Source organism: Tamilnaduibacter salinus, assembly GCF_003096655.1.
Lineage (GTDB): Bacteria > Pseudomonadota > Gammaproteobacteria > Pseudomonadales > Oleiphilaceae > Tamilnaduibacter > Tamilnaduibacter salinus.
Genome location: NZ_QEKQ01000007.1, coordinates 60,224 through 77,857 on the forward strand (window position 1 = coordinate 60,224; position 17,634 = coordinate 77,857).

At 61.6% G+C, this 17,634-nt stretch carries 18 protein-coding genes; 12 read left to right on the forward strand and 6 right to left on the reverse strand.

Annotated features, from left to right (window positions below; all coding sequences use genetic code 11):
• The first annotated feature begins 62 nt into the window (after nucleotides 1–62).
• The 7 genes from C8D92_RS11275 to C8D92_RS11305 all read left to right on the forward strand — a co-directional run bounded on the left by C8D92_RS11275 (nucleotide 63) and on the right by C8D92_RS11305 (nucleotide 6,551).
• Entirely contained in the window at nucleotides 63–668 is a 606-nt protein-coding gene (locus C8D92_RS11275; protein WP_116919421.1) for a pseudouridine synthase, read from the forward strand.
• The gene (locus tag C8D92_RS11280) at nucleotides 665–1,117 is read left to right on the forward strand and encodes an NUDIX hydrolase (RefSeq protein ID WP_095610180.1); all 453 of its coding nucleotides are present in this window, start codon (nucleotides 665–667) and stop codon (nucleotides 1,115–1,117) included. The genes C8D92_RS11275 and C8D92_RS11280 overlap by 4 nt, the downstream gene beginning before the upstream one ends.
• Nucleotides 1,118–1,191: 74 nt before the next feature.
• Complete coding sequence (gene mnmA, locus C8D92_RS11285; protein ID WP_116919422.1) at nucleotides 1,192–2,331, forward strand: tRNA 2-thiouridine(34) synthase MnmA; 1,140 nt, start codon at nucleotides 1,192–1,194, stop codon at nucleotides 2,329–2,331.
• 27 nt (nucleotides 2,332–2,358) lie between these two features.
• Nucleotides 2,359–3,000 carry a high frequency lysogenization protein HflD gene (hflD, locus tag C8D92_RS11290; RefSeq protein ID WP_095610181.1) on the forward strand — a complete coding sequence of 214 codons (642 nt, stop codon included), beginning with the start codon at nucleotides 2,359–2,361 and terminating at the stop codon, nucleotides 2,998–3,000.
• 55 nt (nucleotides 3,001–3,055) lie between these two features.
• Nucleotides 3,056–4,426: an adenylosuccinate lyase gene (gene purB, locus C8D92_RS11295; RefSeq protein WP_095610182.1), complete on the forward strand. Its 1,371-nt coding sequence runs from the start codon at nucleotides 3,056–3,058 to the stop codon at nucleotides 4,424–4,426.
• The gene (locus C8D92_RS11300) at nucleotides 4,426–5,583 is read left to right on the forward strand and encodes a cupin domain-containing protein (RefSeq protein WP_116919423.1); all 1,158 of its coding nucleotides are present in this window, start codon (nucleotides 4,426–4,428) and stop codon (nucleotides 5,581–5,583) included. Before purB ends, C8D92_RS11300 begins: the two co-directional genes overlap by 1 nt.
• Nucleotides 5,580–6,551, forward strand: a complete 972-nt coding sequence (locus tag C8D92_RS11305) for a GNAT family N-acetyltransferase (protein ID WP_116919424.1) — start codon at nucleotides 5,580–5,582, stop codon at nucleotides 6,549–6,551. The genes C8D92_RS11300 and C8D92_RS11305 overlap by 4 nt, the downstream gene beginning before the upstream one ends.
• Here C8D92_RS11305 and C8D92_RS11310 read toward each other — a convergent pair.
• Nucleotides 6,540–7,550, reverse strand: coding sequence for a LysR family transcriptional regulator (locus tag C8D92_RS11310; RefSeq protein WP_095610185.1), 1,011 nt, complete (start codon nucleotides 7,548–7,550; stop codon nucleotides 6,540–6,542). The two genes, C8D92_RS11305 and C8D92_RS11310, sit on opposite strands and share 12 nt — an antisense overlap.
• Before the next feature lie 186 nt (nucleotides 7,551–7,736).
• Between C8D92_RS11310 and C8D92_RS11315 the strand changes: the two genes are divergently transcribed.
• Nucleotides 7,737–8,504, forward strand: coding sequence for a hypothetical protein (locus C8D92_RS11315; RefSeq protein ID WP_116919425.1), 768 nt, complete (start codon nucleotides 7,737–7,739; stop codon nucleotides 8,502–8,504).
• Between the two features lie 52 nt (nucleotides 8,505–8,556).
• Nucleotides 8,557–10,524: an ATP-binding protein gene (locus tag C8D92_RS11320; RefSeq protein WP_116919426.1), complete on the forward strand. Its 1,968-nt coding sequence runs from the start codon at nucleotides 8,557–8,559 to the stop codon at nucleotides 10,522–10,524.
• Nucleotides 10,525–10,544: 20 nt separating this feature from the next.
• On the opposite strand, the gene C8D92_RS11325 is transcribed toward C8D92_RS11320, so the two are convergent.
• Complete coding sequence (locus tag C8D92_RS11325; RefSeq protein WP_116919427.1) at nucleotides 10,545–10,988, reverse strand: MarR family winged helix-turn-helix transcriptional regulator; 444 nt, start codon at nucleotides 10,986–10,988, stop codon at nucleotides 10,545–10,547.
• On the reverse strand, nucleotides 10,988–11,470 hold the full coding sequence (locus C8D92_RS11330; protein WP_116919428.1) for a glutathione peroxidase: 483 nt from the start codon (nucleotides 11,468–11,470) through the stop codon (nucleotides 10,988–10,990). Before C8D92_RS11330 ends, C8D92_RS11325 begins: the two co-directional genes overlap by 1 nt.
• Before the next feature lie 177 nt (nucleotides 11,471–11,647).
• Between C8D92_RS11330 and C8D92_RS11335 the strand changes: the two genes are divergently transcribed.
• The 3 genes from C8D92_RS11335 (at nucleotide 11,648) to htpX (ending at nucleotide 14,293) form a co-directional block, all read left to right on the forward strand.
• Nucleotides 11,648–12,862 (forward strand): pyridoxal phosphate-dependent aminotransferase, encoded by a 1,215-nt coding sequence (locus C8D92_RS11335; protein ID WP_095610190.1) that lies wholly within the window; start codon nucleotides 11,648–11,650, stop codon nucleotides 12,860–12,862.
• Between the two features lie 9 nt (nucleotides 12,863–12,871).
• A complete protein-coding gene (locus C8D92_RS11340) occupies nucleotides 12,872–13,342 on the forward strand; it encodes a hypothetical protein (RefSeq protein WP_095610191.1) in 471 nt (156 codons plus the stop codon).
• A gap of 69 nt (nucleotides 13,343–13,411) precedes the next feature.
• Nucleotides 13,412–14,293 (forward strand): protease HtpX, encoded by an 882-nt coding sequence (gene htpX, locus C8D92_RS11345; protein WP_207775170.1) that lies wholly within the window; start codon nucleotides 13,412–13,414, stop codon nucleotides 14,291–14,293.
• Between the two features lie 53 nt (nucleotides 14,294–14,346).
• Here the strand turns inward: htpX and pdxB are convergent, their stop codons facing one another.
• The 3 genes from pdxB to C8D92_RS11360 all read right to left on the reverse strand — a co-directional run bounded on the left by pdxB (nucleotide 14,347) and on the right by C8D92_RS11360 (nucleotide 17,517).
• Nucleotides 14,347–15,495 carry a 4-phosphoerythronate dehydrogenase PdxB gene (gene pdxB, locus C8D92_RS11350; protein ID WP_116919494.1) on the reverse strand — a complete coding sequence of 383 codons (1,149 nt, stop codon included), beginning with the start codon at nucleotides 15,493–15,495 and terminating at the stop codon, nucleotides 14,347–14,349.
• A 26-nt stretch (nucleotides 15,496–15,521) separates the two neighbouring features.
• Nucleotides 15,522–16,739 carry a DEAD/DEAH box helicase gene (locus C8D92_RS11355; RefSeq protein WP_243402439.1) on the reverse strand — a complete coding sequence of 406 codons (1,218 nt, stop codon included), beginning with the start codon at nucleotides 16,737–16,739 and terminating at the stop codon, nucleotides 15,522–15,524.
• Nucleotides 16,740–16,917: 178 nt separating this feature from the next.
• Entirely contained in the window at nucleotides 16,918–17,517 is a 600-nt protein-coding gene (locus tag C8D92_RS11360; protein ID WP_165819271.1) for an elongation factor P hydroxylase, read from the reverse strand.
• Between the last annotated feature and the right edge of the window lie 117 nt (nucleotides 17,518–17,634).

Consider the following 17,634-nt stretch of genomic DNA (forward strand, 5'->3'; position numbering starts at 1 on the left):
AGCGCCCTTCGCCTTTGTAGTATGGCCGCTTATTCGCGCTTTCGCTCCGGACACTGTCCTGTATGGCCCAACTCATTCTGCTTTACAAACCGTTTCGCGTTCTCAGCCAGTTTACGGATCAACGCGGCAGGCCGACGCTGGCCCACTATATCGGGGCGTCCGGCGTGTATCCGGCGGGCCGCCTCGATTTCGACTCGGAGGGATTGCTGCTCCTAACCGATGACGGTCGGTTGCAACAGCGGATTGCCTCCCCCGCCCGGAAGATGAGCAAAACCTACCTGGTGCAGGTGGAGGGTGCCATCACCGACGAGGCGCTGGAGCATCTCCAATCAGGCGTCGAACTCAAGGATGGCCTGACTCGACCGGCCCAGGCCCGGCGTATTGACCCACCCGATCTCGCCGCTCGGCAACCGCCCGTGCGCTTCCGGCGCGACACTCCCACCAGCTGGATCGAGCTGACACTGACTGAGGGCCGCAACCGTCAGGTCCGCCGGATGACCGCCGCCGTGGACTTCCCCACGCTCCGACTGGTCCGGTATCGTATCGGCGACTGGACGCTCGACGGACTCCAACCCGGAGACAGTCGCCAACAGACCATACACCTGCCGGCGTCCGCCCCCAACCAGAACCAGCGGAATCGCCGGAACCGACGAAGGAAACGCTCATGACCTGGACACCCCACGCCACCGTCGCTGTCATCGTTGAATCCGATCAACGGTTCCTGATGGTGGAGGAACGGAGCCAGGGGCGTGTGGTGTTCAACCAACCGGCCGGCCACATTGAGGAGAACGAAACCATCCTTGATGCTGCCCGCCGCGAGGCGCTCGAGGAAACCGGCTGGTCGGTCGAGCCCGAGCACTTTCTGGGGCTGTACACCTTTCGGGCGCCGGTCAACGGCGTCACCTACTACCGGTTCTGTTTCTCGGCCCGCCCCGTCCGACAGGAAACGACAGAACTGGATGACGACATTATCGCGGCCCATTGGCTTACCCGTGGCGAGCTGGCCGACCAGTACGACCAGCTGCGCAGCCCACTGGTTCTCCAGTGCATCGATGACTATCGCCGCGGACGGCGCTTCCCCCTGGATGTCATTGTGGACCCGGTTCCCTCACTCTGACGGGTCGCGCCGCGCCAGACACCCCGCAGAGATGGTAGAATCCCGGTTTTATCCATCGGCAAGAGCGGTACTCGATGACAGTGACAAACCCCAATGCAACACGGGTAATTGTCGGCATGTCCGGCGGGGTGGACTCCTCCGTTTCAGCCATGCTGCTGCAGTCCCAGGGCTATGCCGTCGAGGGCCTGTTCATGAAAAACTGGGACGAGGACGACGGCACCGAATACTGCACCGCCATGACCGACCTGGCGGACGCCCAGGCCGTCGCGGACCGCCTCGGCATCACGCTCCACACGGCGAGCTTCTCGGCAGAGTACTGGGATCGTGTGTTCGAGCATTTCCTGTCGGAATACCAGGCCGGACGCACACCGAACCCGGACATCCTGTGCAATAAGGAAGTGAAGTTCCGGGCCTTTCTGGATTACGCCCTGACGCTCGGCGCGGATTACATCGCCACAGGCCATTATGCCCGCCGTCGTCCGCCTGAATACGGCGAAGGCCCCGCCGAGCTGTTGAAGGGCCTCGACCCGAACAAAGACCAGAGTTATTTCCTGCACGCCGTGTCGGGTGAGCGCATTGCCCGGACCCTGTTCCCGCTGGGCGATATTGAAAAGCCGGACGTCCGGAAGATGGCGGCCGAGGCCGGACTGGTCACCCATGACAAGAAAGACTCCACGGGCATCTGCTTCATCGGTGAGCGCAAGTTCAAGGACTTCCTCAAGCAGTACATCCCGGCGCAACCGGGTGACATCGAAACCCCGGACGGCGACGTGATCGGCCGCCATCAGGGACTGATGTACCACACCATCGGACAACGCCAGGGGCTTGGCATTGGGGGCCTGAGCGGCTACAGCGATGATCCGTGGTACGTTGCCGAAAAAGACCTGACCCGTAACGTGCTGATCGCCGTTCAGGGCGGCCAGCATCCGTTGCTGTTTTCCCGTGGGCTGACGACCGGCCCCATCGACTGGGTGGCGGGCCATGCCCCTTCATCGCAGTTCCGCTGCCACGCCAAGGCACGATATCGCCAGCCCGACCAACCCTGCACAGTCACGGTGGGCGACAGCGGCTGCCGGGTGGACTTCGATGAGCCACAGCGCGCCGTGACACCGGGCCAATCCGTGGTCTTTTACGACGGCGATGTCTGCCTCGGAGGCGGCGTCATCGAGACCACCTGGCGTGATGCCCACGCATCCCTGTCCGATGCCGGATGAGCCGCGAACCCGACTGACGAGGTAATCTTGAGTCAATCACTGGACGACCAGATCATTGCGCTGGCCGGCCTTTTCCAGGCGGTCACACAAGTACAACAGATCGCGCACCAGGGGCGATGCGATGCCGGCAGTTTCGACACCTGCATTGCCTCCCTGTTCGCAACCGACCCACCCTCAACGCGGGCGGTATACGGCGAACTGCGGGACCTCCGCGAAGGGCTCTCCACACTGCGGGACCTGCTCCAGCAGCAGCGGGGCCAGCAGGACATGGAAATCCTGCGCTATGCCCTCAACCTGATCCATCTCGAATCCCGGCTCCGCAGGAAGCCGGAGATGCTGGATATCATCGGCAGCCGCATCGACCAGGCCCGCCACACCGCCGACCACTTCGGCTACAGCCATATCAACCTGATCAACAACCTGGCGTCGATCTACACCGACACGGTCAGCACCTTCCGGCTCCGCATCCAGGTCACGGGCAGCCCCGCCGAACTCCAGCGCGAGGAAAACGCCGCCCGGGTCAGAGCGCTACTGCTGGCCGGCATCCGCTCGGCCGTGCTCTGGCGTCAGGTCGGCGGCCGTCGCTGGCACCTGCTGCTGTTCCGGAAGAAGATGACCGAGACCGCAAAGCGGCTCGCGGAGAAGGCGAATCAGTCGGTGTTGCACTGACTCTACTGTATAATAGTTGCCCCACAGCTCAACCAATTCACACATGAGGTATTCGATGGACCTGACCACGCTGACCGCCATTTCCCCCGTCGATGGCCGCTACGGCCGCAAGACCGAGGTGTTCCGGAGCATTTTCAGCGAGTACGGCCTGATCCGGAATCGCGTCACCGTGGAAGTCCGCTGGCTGGAAAAGCTCGCCGGGCATACTGGTATTGCTGAGGTCCCCACCCTCTCCGACGCCGCACGCAAACGACTCAACCAGATCGTGAGCGACTTCAGCGTCGAGGACGCGGAGCGGATCAAGGCCATCGAATCCACCACCAACCACGACGTCAAGGCGGTGGAGTATTTCATCAAGGAAGTGATTGCGGACACCCCGGAGCTGGAAGCGATCTCCGAGTTCGTTCACTTCGCCTGCACCTCTGAGGATATCAATAACCTATCCCACGCCCTGATGCTTCGTGAAGGCCTCGACCATGGACTGCTTCCGGCGATGGAACAGGTCACCGACCGGGTCGCGGAGCTCGGCCGGGAGCATTCAGATCAGCCCATGCTGTCCCGGACCCATGGGCAGACCGCCTCTCCCACGACCGTCGGCAAGGAACTGGCCAACGTCGCGCACCGTCTGCGCCGTCAGCTCGATCAGGTCCGTAACGTGGACATTCTCGGCAAGATCAACGGCGCCGTCGGCAACTACAACGCGCACCTGGCTGTTTACCCGAACGTCGACTGGGAGGCGAACGCACGGGATTTCGTCACATCGCTGGGCCTGAGCTGGAACCCCTACACCACCCAGATCGAACCGCACGACTACATTGCCGAGCTGTTCGACGCCATCGCCCGGTTCAACACCATCCTCATTGACCTGGACCGGGACCTCTGGGGCTACATCTCACTGGGCTACTTCAAACAGAAAACCGTGGCCGGCGAAGTCGGGTCCTCGACCATGCCGCACAAGGTCAACCCGATTGATTTCGAGAATTCCGAGGGCAACCTGGGCATCGCCAACGCGCTGTTCCGGCACCTGGCGGAAAAACTGCCCATCTCCCGCTGGCAGCGTGACCTGACCGATTCCACGGTCCTGCGGAACCTTGGCGTCGGGTTTGCCCACTCGGTCATTGCGCTGGAATCCACCCTCAAGGGCCTGAACAAGCTGGAAATCCACCCGGAGCGGCTGGACGAGGACCTGAACCACGCCTGGGAAGTGCTCGCCGAGCCGATTCAGACCGTGATGCGCCGTTACGGCGTGGAGAAGCCCTACGAAAAACTCAAGTCCCTGACGCGGGGCAAGGCCATGACGCCGGAGGTGATCCGCGAGTTTGTCGACAGTCTCGAGATTCCTCAGGACGCCAAGGACGATCTCAAGGCCCTGACTCCCGGGCGCTACACCGGCAACGCCTCCCAGCAGGCGGGGAAGCTCCGGTAATGCGGATACCTGGCGGACCCGATGTCGACACGTTTCTGTCAGAGTATTGGCAGAAGAAGCCGCTGGTGATCCGGGGTGCGTTTCCGGAACTGGCCAGCCCGGTCTCTCCGGATGAGCTGGCAGGACTCGCCTGCGAGCCCACCGTTGAATCGCGCCTGGTTCTGGATGAGAAGGACGGCAAACCCTGGCAGTTGGAAAACGGACCCTTCGATCCGGAACGGTTCAGCGACCTACCGACCACGGGCTGGACGCTTCTGGTTCAGGGGCTCGACCACTGGGTGCCGGAGCTGGCGCCTCTGCTCGACCGTTTCCGTTTCATCCCCAACTGGCGGCTCGACGACATCATGGCCAGCTACGCGCCGGAAGGCGGGAGCGTTGGGCCGCATTTCGATCAGTATGATGTGTTCCTGCTCCAGGCCGAAGGCTGCCGGGAGTGGCATTTTGGCGGTCACTGTGATGAGCAGTCGCCGCGCGTGGCGGAGACGCCGCTACGCATCCTGAAAGACTGGCAGCCGGAGGAAACCGTTCTCCTCGAGCCAGGCGACATGCTGTATCTCCCACCGGGCATTGGTCACCACGGCATTGCCCGTGGCGACTGCGTCACTCTCTCCGTCGGTTTCCGGGCGCCGAGTCACGATGACATCCTGACCGGCTTTTCCGATTTTCTCTGCGAGCAGGCCGGCGCCGAGCAACTGTTGCGTGATCCGGATCTGACAGCGCCGGAGAACCCCGGTGAAATCGGCCCGGAAGCCATCGATCGCGCCGCGTCGGTGCTGGAGGATCAGCTCAGACGCCGACGGGAACTCGCCCTGTGGTTCGGTCAGTACACCACCGCCCCGAAAAACGACAGCATCGTCATTCCACCGGATGACCCCCTGCCAGAGCCCAACGCGCTACGGGAGGCACTTGATAGCGGGCAGACGCTGCGCTGGAACGAAGGGTCCCGGTTTGCCTGGCACCGGCTCTCGGACGAGGAAACGGCTCTGTTCGTCGATGGCGAACGGTTTATACTCAGGGAGGACGCCCGGGCCATCGCACCCGTGCTCTGTGCTGGTCATCAACCGGACCCGGCGGCGCTGCGTGCCTTCTGCGACGATCCCGCACTCGCCGGTCTGATGACGAACCTGGTCAACCATGGCAGCCTGTATCTGGAATGAGCCTGAGCATTCGCCAATACTCGTGGCAGCTCGCCCCCCGAGCCGTTCGGGAGATCCGCGAGCGCGTGTTCATCAAGGAGCAGTCCGTCCCTCCCGCGCTGGAATGGGATGACACGGACGAGATTGCCGATCATTTCGTCGGCGTTACCCCGGACAACACGCCGGTGGCCGTTGCCCGCCTGATTCCACCGGTCGCAGGCCGGTCCGGCTACGCCTCAATCGGTCGGATGGCCGTTCTGCGTGAGCACCGGGGAAACGGCCATGCCCAGGCCCTGCTCCGTCACCTGATGGCCATCGCTGGCGAATCGGCGGACCAGCTCATTCTCAGTGCCCAGGAGCAGGCAATTCCGTTCTATCAACGCTCGGGCTTCCACGTTTGCTCAGACACCTACGACGATGCCGGCATTCCCCACAAGGACATGCGCTGCCTGGCCCCTGAGGCAATCCTTCAGGCTGACCACAGGTCCACACCGACCATCCTGGGAGCCGATGACAGCACCTGGCCGGTGGAAACCGAGGCTGAGTATTCCAACCTGCTGGATACGCTGGTCGGCCAGGCCCGCCAACGACTCTGGCTCTACGACCGGGAGCTGTCCCACGACCGCTACGACCGGAGCCGACTACGTGATCTGCTCTCCTGGCTCGCCCGCCACCACCGGCACAGCGAGGTGCGGCTGCTGATTCAGGATGACGGCCCGCTGGTCAAACGGCGCCATCAACTCGTGCAGTTGATGAGACGCCTGCCCAGCAGCATTGAGCTGCGCGTGGTGAACCCGGATTATCCGACCCCCGATGAACCGTTCGTGATCGCTGATCGCAGCGGTGTGGGCTATCGCCATGGCTTTGACGAACCGCACGGCTGGTTCCGCTTCGACGCGCCCGGCCACGCCAAACGACTGGCTGAGCGCTTCCAGCAGCTCTGGGAAACCGCCTCACCATCGGTGGAATTGCGCGAGTTACCGCTCTGACGAACTCAGCGGTTGCATCCCCGTTGTCTCAAACGGCGCGCCGAACCCCGCAAACTCCTCATCGAACTCCTCGGCGACCGCCACGATCAGCCGTCGCAGCCACTGATGGTCCGGGTTGTGCTGGAGCAGCGGACTCCAGGCCATTTTGAGCTCAAAGGGTGGAATGTTGAACGGCGGGACTTTCACCACCAGATCGTCATTCTTCCGCTGCAGCCAGGCGGCGCGACTCGGCAGCGTGGCGATCAGATCGTGCTGTTCGGCCAGCAGCATGGCGACTTGGTAGTGTCTTGTGAACACGGAAATGCGACGCTTGCGCCCCATCAACCCCAGGGCCTCGTCGACCCACCCGAGGCGCTGGACGTCTTTTGGGTTCACTCCCACGCCGACCCCAAAGCCGGTCTTACTCACCCAGATGTGACTGGCGTCCAGGTAGGTGTCCAGGGTAAACGGCTCCCGTAGAATCGGGTTGTGGGCATTCATCAGGCAAGCAAAATACTCCGTCCAGAGCGTTTTCTGATGAAAAGACTGAGGGAGCTTGTCGAAGCGGTTGATTGCCATGTCCAGACGGCCCTGCTCCACGTCCAGAAAGCTCACGTCGCTGGGCGTCAATACGTCGAGCGTGACATTGGGTGCTTCCTGGCGAATTCGGCGCAACACCCTGGGCATGAGGCACGACTCGGCATAGTCGCTGGCCATGATGCGGAACACCCGCTGGCTGTCGCCAGCGGAAAACTCGGTCTTCGCCTGAACGGCCCGTTCAATGTCCGCCAGCACATTCCGCACCATCGGCTTGAGTTCCTCGGCCCGCTCGGTGGGCGTCATCCCCTCGCTGGTGCGGATCAGCAGCGGGTCACCGAACAGCTCCCGCAACCGCTTCAGGCCATTGCTCATGGCCGGCTGTGTAATCCCGAGATGACTGGCGGCCTTGGTCACATTTTTCTCGCGCAGCAAGACATCCAGATAGACCAGCAGATTCAGATCAACGCGGGAAATGTCCATGAACGGTGCCCTTGAAAAGTTCGGCCCTATTGTAGCACTCCCCAACCCGCCCCTCCGGCGACCAAAATCCGCGAATCTGCTAGGATAAGAGAAACCTGGCGGGAGGACAGAGCGTCATGACCCGACCATGTGGGACACCAGGGTCCCGACCACTCAACGATCCACGACCGGCAGAATGTATCGCCTATGGACCTGACAACCATCGTTATCTTCTTCGGGGTCATCGTCGTCCTCTCAATCATCGCCATCATGGTCAGCCAGGCCCGGGAAAAGGCAAGGCTGGAACGCGCCCGCCGTGCGACGGCATTGGAAGATCGCTTCAAACTCAGCCAGCGGCTGCTGTCCGACATCCCATCCCAGTATCTGTCACGGGACCTGCGCCGCATGCTCCTGCTGCACGCCGAGGAGACCTGCCAGTCGCTGGAAGCGCTCAAGACGGACCTGCCCACTGGTGAATGGCGCCAACGTATCCGCAAACAGCGCGAGGACCTTGAGGCCGGCGGTGAAGGCCCCGCCGCCTCCCGGATTGACTCAAAGAAGAAAACATCAGACATCAAAATTGACCTTGAGCACCTGTACCGCATCATCGAAACCATGCAGAAGCAGGGCCGGATCGACGCCTCTCTGGCAAAACGCAACCTGAAAGTGATTATCTACCTCCTCCATCGCGTTCAGGCCGACTACCACGTCCACCAGGCACAGGAGGCTACCCAAAACCAGCGTTACCGGCACGCCATCCACGCCTACCACATGGCCTGCAGCGCCCTTGACGCGGTCAAGGACCATCCGTCGGCCGTGAAGGCTCTCAAGAGCTTCCGAGGGCGGATCACGGAGCTGGAACAGGCGGCCGAACAACAGTCTGGGGGCAAGGCAGGCCAGGACCGTTTGGAGAAGGAATGGGATTCCTTCCTGAGCGAGGACGAGTGGAAGAAAAAAGCGGATTACGATGACTGACCACCGCCGCCGGTCCCCTGATCGGCGCGCAAGGAAGCAAGGGACCGTGTGAGTGGAACGCCCCTTCAAAACACGCCTGTCGTTTCGACTGACGCGCAACACCGTCCTGCTGGCGTTGCTGCTCGGCATCCTGTTGAATCTGGTCCAGGTCGGGCTGGACTATACCCAGGCACGGGCCGCCATGGACGACGAGATCACGGCACTGATCAATATCAGTGACAGCCCCGCCTCCCAGATCGCCTACAACATCGATGCGCGACTGGCCCGGGAACTGCTCGACGGCCTTCTGAACCATCCCGCCATCCTCCAGGCGCGCATTTCCGATCCGGAGGGCGACATTCTGGCCGAGGTCAGTCGTGCAACATTGTCATCCGACTACCGCTGGCTCAGTGATGCGCTGTTCGGGGCGCGCCAGCGGTATCAGGAGGATCTGTCTGTCCCCCAGCTCGATGACATGCCGCTTGGCGAGCTCTCCGTCACCATCGACACCTACCACTATGGCACCGCGTTCCTGAACCGGGCCGGCTACACGCTGATCAGCGGCTTCGTGAAGAGCCTGATCCTCAGCATCATCCTGCTGTTCATCTTCCACCGGATTCTGACCCGCCCGATACTGAACGTCATCAGCGCCCTCGGGCGGGTGGAACCCGATGCACCGGAGAAAACCCGTCTGCCGGTGCCACCCAGTCACAATGACGACGAAATCGGTCGGCTGGTGACCATGATCAATCATCACCTGGACACCATCGACGAAAGCCTGAAACAGGTCCGTATGGCCGAGGCCCGCATGAAGGATTATTCCTTCCAGCTGGAACGGGAGGTGGATGACCGCACACGTGAGATTTCGGAGAAGAATGAAGCGCTCAAGCGAGGCAACCGGGCGCTCATCCGCGCCAAGGAAGAGGCCATGCAGAGAGCCCGGGGCCGGGCGGACTTCCTGGCGAACATGAGTCACGAAATCCGGACGCCACTGAACGGCGTTCTTGGCATGCTGAGCCTGACCCTGGACGACGAGCTGACGGCGACACAACGGGATCGCCTTGAGCTAGCCCGCTCCGCGAGTGAGAGCCTGTTGGGCCTGCTGAACGATATTCTGGACATTTCCAAGGTCGAAGCCGGCAAGCTTGGTCTGGAGGCCATCGATTTCAATCTGGTGCGGGTCGTGCGCGAAGCCGCCGCGCTTATGGAACAACAGGCGGATCGGAAAGGCATTGGCCTCACGGTGGCCATTGCCCCGGGCACCCCCGAGTGGTTCGTCGGCGACCCCACCCGCATCCGCCAGGTGGTGAACAATCTGCTGAGTAATGCCGTCAAGTTCACCGATCACGGCGAGGTCCGGATCATGCTGGACCGGGTCGGCGACCAGGTACGAATCGATGTTCTGGATACCGGAATCGGCCTCTCGGTTGAGGCGCGCAAGCGAATTTTTTCCCCTTTCTCACAGGGGTCCGAGGAGACCACCCGGCGCTATGGGGGGACTGGCCTGGGTCTGACGCTCTGCCGTCAACTCGTGGACCGCATGAATGGGCGCATCACAGTCGCTTCTGAGCCCGGTGAAGGAACCCGCTTCACGGTCTGGCTGCCCCTCTCCGTGTCCGACCCCCCCGATAGCAACGCCAACGCGGTCGCCACCCTGCCGGAGCCGGAGCGCCCCGCCGCCGGCCGCCGGATACTACTGGTGGAAGACAACCGCGTTAATCAGGTCGTCGCCAGCGGTATGCTGAAAAAGCTGGGCCACCAGGTCGAAGTGGCTGAAAACGGCGAGAAAGCGCTGGAGGCGCTGGACCACACTTCTTTCGATCTGGTTCTGATGGACTGCCAGATGCCGGTGATGGACGGATACCAGGCGGCACGGGCGATACGCCGCGACGGGCGCTGGCCGGACCTGCCGCTGATCGCCGTTACCGCCAACGTCATGGAGGGCGACGCGCAGCACTGCATCGACGCGGGGATGGACGATTACATGTCCAAGCCGTATGACCGTGACACGCTGCAACGGGTCGTTCAGCGTTGGACCTAAGTTCATTCGCTGATGGGACACTAACCATCCAGTCGGTGCAGCAGCGACTGCAGCATGGACCGCAGACGCTCCGCTTCCTCAAGATCCAGGCCGGACCGGCACATCAACTCACCGGGCACCGACCGGGCGCGATCCCGCAACGCCCGGCCCGATTCCGACAGGGCCACCGTCACCACTCGCTCATCCACACGACTACGGGCCCGCGCGACGAGCCCGTGAGCCTCAAGTCGCTTGAGCAACGGGGTCAGTGTCCCGGAGTCCAGCCGCAGGCGACGGCCGAGCGTGGAGACCCGGACCGACTCGCCCTGACCATCCGCCTCCCAGAGCGCCAGCATCACCAGATACTGAGGGTACGTGAGCCCCAATGCGTCCAAAAGCGGCCGATACAGCGAAGTCATGGCCCGGTTGGCCGCGTAAAGGGTAAAACAGACCTGATTGTCCAGGGCCAGAGGGTCGTCTGTCATCAAAGCAACTTTTCAATGTCCTTTCGGATGTCGCCGGGCTTGGCGGTCGGCGGGTACCGGTCCACCACGTCCCCGTCCCGGTTCACCAGGAACTTCGTGAAGTTCCACTTGATTTTCTCAGAGCCCATCAACCCTTTGGCCTGACGCTTGAGGTACTGATACAGGGGGTGGGCGTCCGGACCGTTGACGTCAATCTTGGAGAACATCGGAAAGTCGACGCCGTAATTGAGGCTGCAGAACTCGCTGATTTCACCGTTCTCAGCCGGGTCCTGATTCATGAACTGGTTGCATGGAAACCCGAGCACTTCGAATCCGCGATCACCCAGCTCCTCGTGCAGAGACTGAAGCCCTTCGAACTGTGGCGTGAACCCGCATTTGCTGGCGGTATTCACAATCAGCAGGACCTTCCCCTGATAATCCGCCAGGGTCCTGCGCTGGCCACGAATGTCATCCACTTCGATCTCGTAGAGCGATTCCGACATGGTGGTTACTCCTTTTTGCCTTCTACGACTGTTGGACGCCATCCTGACGATGTACTTTGGTTGTGTCCAATTTAATTTTTCACAATCAATGATACGACCACGGACTGGCCTCTTCCTCCCCTGCGCCGGCTTTGGCAGAATGGTCTTTTATGCACAAAATCATGGATTCAGGACCTCATGCAGAACTTTAAAAAATCAACCAAGCTGGACGACGTGTGCTACGACATCCGCGGCCCGGTCCTGCGTGAGGCCCGTCGCCTGGAAGAGGAAGGCAACCGGGTCCTGAAACTCAACATTGGCAACCCGGCGGCTTTCGAGCTGGATGTACCGGAAGAGATCCAGCAGGACGTGATCTACAACATGCACTCCGCTCAGGGCTACGTGGAGTCCAAGGGCCTGTTTTCGGCCCGCAAGGCGGTCATGCACTACTGCCAGCGCCGCGGCATCAACAAAGTCGAGATCGACGACATTTATCTTGGCAATGGCGTCAGCGAGATGATCGTCATGTCCATGCAGGCGCTGCTCAACACGGGGGACGAGGTTCTCATCCCGGCACCGGACTATCCGCTATGGACGGCGGCCGTCACACTGTCCAGTGGCCGACCTGTCCATTACGTCTGCGATGAGGCTCAGGACTGGTTTCCGGACATTGATGACATCAAGTCCAAGATCACCACCCACACACGAGCCATTGTCCTGATCAACCCGAACAACCCGACCGGATCGGTGTATTCGAAGGAGCTGCTCGAACAGGTGATCGAGCTCGCCCGCCAACACGATCTGATCATCCTCGCCGACGAGATCTACGACAAGATTCTCTACGACGGGGTGCAGCATGTGCCCGCCGCCTCATTGGCGGACGATGTGCTGTTTTTCACCTACAACGGACTGTCGAAGAACTACCGGGCGGCCGGCTACCGCTCGGGATGGATGATTATCAGCGGGGCCAAGCACCGGGCCCGGAACCTGATCGAGGGCATCGACATGCTGGCTTCCATGCGCCTGTGCTCCAATGTGCCGGCACAGCTGGCCATACAGACGGCGCTTGGGGGGTATCAGTCGATTGAGGACTTGGTCGCGCCGGAGGGGCGCCTCTACGAACAGCGGGACATCGCGTACCGGATGCTGAACGACATTCCGGGCATCAGCTGCGTCAAGCCCCAGGGTGCCCTTTACATGTTCCCGAAACTGGACCCGAAACGATTCCCGATTGAGGACGACGAGAGACTGGCTTACGACCTGCTCCAACAGGAGAAGATCCTGCTGGTACAGGGGTCCGCATTCAACATCAACGATCGACAGCACATGCGCGTTGTCTTCCTCCCCCGGGTCGATACGCTGGAAGACGCCATCTCGCGTCTGGGCAATTTCCTCGAGCACTATCAGCAATAGGGGCTCGCCATGGCCGACATCCATATCGAGGAGTTTTTCCGGGATACGGCCATTATCCTGGTCCAGCTCTACAACGCCTTCCCCCGCAAGACCACCCTGTTCGTCGAGGACATTGCGGGGCCGGACGAGCCCGATGAGTTCGGGCTCCACAGCCGGCGACACATGGCGTGCTTCGGTACCATGCTGTGGCTGGCCGATGAAGGCCATCTGCGGTACGAAACCACGATCAGTCAGGACGCCATCGATCAGGCGGTGCTGACCCAGGACACCTTCACCCGGCTGAGTGCGGCTGCCCCGCTCGACCGCTTACCCGGTGCGATCACCGAGGAACTGAACCAGTCCGATCAGATTCCACCGGCTGTCCGTGCCGATCATGCCACCAGCATCCACCTGTTTCGAAAGGCGCTCAAAAGCGGGCACTCGACCCGTATTGCCGACACCGTCCAAGGCATCCTTTTTCACGACGCTGCTTCGTCTTAAATTTTCGTTATCCTCTTGAACCATGACGGGTTGCCCCGATCATAGGAAAAAATACTCTGGAGGAGTCATCTGATGAGAATCCTGCTGTTCCTGGCCACCAACCTGGCAGTGATCGTCGTTGCCAGCCTCACCCTGAGTCTGCTAGGGGTGGATTCCTACCTGGAACGCAACGGCCTCAACTACGAATCGCTCCTGATCTTCGCGGCCGTCTTCGGCTTCGCGGGATCGTTCATCTCACTGCTGATCTCCAAGAAGATGGCGGTCTGGAGCACCCGGGCACAGAAAATCGAGGATCCAAGGACCCCCGCCGAACGCTGGCTCGTGGAAACCGTCAGCCAACTCGCCCGAGAAGCGGGCATCGGCATGCCGGAAGTGGCCATTTTCCCCGCCTCCCAGTCCAACGCATTCGCAACGGGCTGGAACCGGAACAAGGCGCTGGTGGCAGTCAGCCAGGGACTGCTGGAGCGGTTCAACAAGGACGAGATCCGCGCGGTTCTGGGCCATGAGATAGGCCACGTCGCCAACGGGGACATGATTACGCTGGCGTTGATCCAGGGGGTGGTGAACACCTTCGTGATCTTCGCCTCACGGGTGATTGGCTCGGTTGTGGATCGGGTGGTCTTCCGGAACGAAGACGGCCACGGCATTGGCTTCTTCGTGGTCAGCATTGTTGCCGAGATCGTGCTGGGCATCCTGGCGAGCACCATCGTCTTCTGGTTCTCTCGCCGGAGGGAGTTCCGGGCCGATGTGGCCGGCGCGCAACTGGCCGGTCGCCAGGCCATGATCGGTGCCCTGAACCGGTTGAAGCGGGAAAGCGAACTGCCCGACCAGATGCCCGACAGCCTGCAGGCCTTCGGCATCAACCGCGGCGCCCGAAGCGGCCTGGCCGCCCTGTTCATGACACACCCGCCGCTGGAAGACCGGATTGCCGCCCTTCAGAACATGGCTTAACAGACTGAACCAATCGACCGGATGCCGCCGAACGGCGGCGTCTGGCGAGCGCCCTACTTCTGCTTGAGCTTGAAACCCAGCGCCTTGAACACCTGCTGGAGATCCTTCGCCCCGCTCTTCAGTTGTATCTTGACGCTGTCGAACTCGCGGCGAATGGGATACTGCTGGCGCAAACGATCAAAGCCCGTGCTCCATTCGCCGACCGGCCGCCTCAGCACGGACCGGAAACGCGCATCGTCGCAGCGGACGTCGTAACAGGCCCGGATGGCGACACGGGCTGCCTCCTGAGTGGATGCACTGGCCGTGAACGAGAGCTTGCTCAGTGGCGGTTCCGGCATATACTGGCCACTCGACTTGCGCACCGGCAGGCCGAAATAGCGACAGACCGCCTGATAGATCCGTTCCGTGCCCTGAATTTTGCCTTCCTGACTGTAACCGGCAATGTGAGGGGTCATCAGCCAGGCCGCCTCCGCCAGCTCCGGATCGGTCTCCGGCTCGCCTTCCCAGACATCGAGGCAAAGCCAGGGGGGCGCTTCCTGTCGCATGCGCTCCCGCAACGCCTCCGAATCCACGACAGCGCCCCGGCTGGTATTGATCAACAATTGTTGCTCATTAAGAGTCGCCAGACGCGCCCGGTCCAGCAGGTGGTGCGTGGCATGATCACCGGCGCGGGTCAGCGGCGTGTGCAGCGTGATGACGTCACAGGTAAGCACGTCGTCCAGATCGTCCAGGCCGTCTTCCCCGTCGTCGGCCAGTGGCGGATCACTGGCACGAACCGAAAAGCCGAGTTTGCCAAGCCGATGACGCAGCCGACCGCCGACATTACCAGCTCCAACGATGCCGACCGAGAGGCGGGTCCAGTCCTCAATGCCGCGTTCTTCAGCGTACACGGATAGCACGCTCAGAACGTACTCCACCACGCTGTCGGCATTACTGCCGGGCGCCGCCGCAAAGCCGATGCCGTTCCGCTCGAGCCAGGATTCATCAATGTGATCGGTGCCGATGGTGGCCGTGCCAACAAACCGCACACGGCTGCCCGACAGCAGATCGGCATCCACGCGGGTGACCGAGCGCACCAGCAGGATATCGGCGTCTGTCACATCCGCCGCCTTGATGGCCCGGCCGGGCATGCGGCGGATGGTTCCAATATCACCGAAAAACGCGTCCAGTAGCGGGATGTTCTCGTCGGCGAGAATCTGCATGGCGGAGTCCGTATCCAGGGGCTCGATCAACGCCGCCGTCCCTGCGGACGCCGGCCGCCACCACCGCCACGACGCTTGCGTCGCTGAATCGGCGGTTTCTTGAGCGGTTGAGTCAGACTTTCCTCAGGGACTTCGCAGGTCAGCTTCTGATCGATGTACGCCTCGATGGCCGGCAGCGAGAAGGCATCATCCTCACTGGCGAAGCTGACCGACACCCCGTTGCGGCCGGCGCGACCGGTACGGCCGATGCGGTGCACGTAGTCTTCCGCATTGTCCGGAAGATTGTAGTTGAACACGTGGGTCACGCCATTGACATGGATACCGCGACCGGCAACATCGGTCGCCACCAGTGCCTGGATCTGCCCTTCCCGGAACCGGTCCAGTGTTTTGAGCCGCTTGTTCTGCGCGATCTCGCCGGACATCAGCTCGGAGGCGATGCCCTGGTTCCGGAGGTCGTCGTTCAGGTCACGACACTGATCCCGGCGGTTGGCGAAGATGATGGCCTTTTCCACTTCCGGGCGCTTCAGGTAATTGGTCAGGACCGTCAGCTTGTCGTCATTGCCCACCATAAAGACCGACTGATCGACACGCTCGGCGGTTTTCTGTTCCGGTTCGATTTCGACGAACTCCGCCTTGCGGGTCCACATGGACGACAGGTTAAGCACGTCCTGATTGAAGGTCGCGGAGAATAACAGCGTCTGACGCTGATCCTTCGGTGTGCACTTGCGGATGATGCGTTTGACGTCAGGAATGAAGCCCATGTCGAGCATCCGATCCGCCTCGTCGATGATCAGCATGTCGATCTGGTCCAGAAACACGTCCTGAGAGCTGAGAAAATCGATCAGACGACCCGGTGTTGCCACCAGAATGTCGAGCGCTTCATTGCGCAGTTGCTCCCGCTGGCGGTCGTAGTTCACACCACCCATCACGGTCATCACGGAGTGGCCGGTGTGGGCACAGAGCTGCTCGGCATCCTCGGCGATCTGCATCGCCAGCTCCCGCGTTGGCGCCAGCGCCAGGATTCGCGGCTCGGAGGCATATCGCTCTTCCCAGGGAAGCGGCGTCGCCAGCATGCGCTGAATGGCGGTCAGCAGGAACGCGGCGGTTTTGCCCGTGCCGGTCTGTGCCTGGCCGATCAGGTCATGGCCGGCCAGCGTCATGGGCAACGTTTCCGCCTGAATCGGCGTACAGGTGGTAAAGCCGATACCGGCGAGCGCTTTCTGCAGCGGTGGGGACAGGGCCAGGTCCTCAAACCGTGTCGGGCGCTCCTCGTTCTCAGCAGCCTCCTCCCCACTATCGGCTTCGGTCGGCCCGGCAGTGCGACCGTCCGTACCGTTGCCCTGTTCCCCGTCGGACTCCGACGAACCACTCACCTCCGTTTCCGTCAGCGTTTCCACGTCGGATGGGCGCTCAGGGGCGTCTTCACTCACTGCAGACTGCGATGGATTCTGACCACTCGTTGGCACGTTCACTCCTCTGTTCGGTATCGTCTGGCAACCGGAACCGGTGCGGGCCAAACTGGCGACGCTGGCCATAGGCCTCCAACAGGGCGTCGCAAAACCGTTTTGCCCTGACGGGAAGCCCCTGATCCAGATATCGTAACGCCTGCTGACTGACGGCCCGGCGGAACCGTGCCTCATCGGCTGCCCCGTCTCCGGACAGGTTATCCAGACTGATGTGAAAGCGGAAGCCCGCTGCCTCTGAGAAAATCCATTCGAGGGCCTGAGGGCGCACTTCCACCTTTTCAAATTCCGCTTGTTGCTGGGCCGTCCGCCCATCCGGGCAATACCAGTACCCGTAGTCATAAAGCTGACGGCGACGCTCTCCAGCAATGCACCAGTGACTCGTTTCGTGAAGAGCACTGGCATAGAAACCATGCGCGAACACCACCCGGTGGTGCGGGTATTCCCCGGATGCCGGCACATACTCCGGCTCATCCTCACCACGGACAAGTTCGGTGTTCCATTGCTGAAGAAAACACCGATTGAACAGTCGTATCAGATCGTCGGGATGGTGTGTCATGCGGTCGCCTATTGTGCGCGTTTCAACCAGTGATTACCACCCGACGCCCGGTCGGGCGGCCCGGGTCAGGAACTTTCTGGTACCATCCCGCCTCATAGTGCTGACCCGTTCACACTC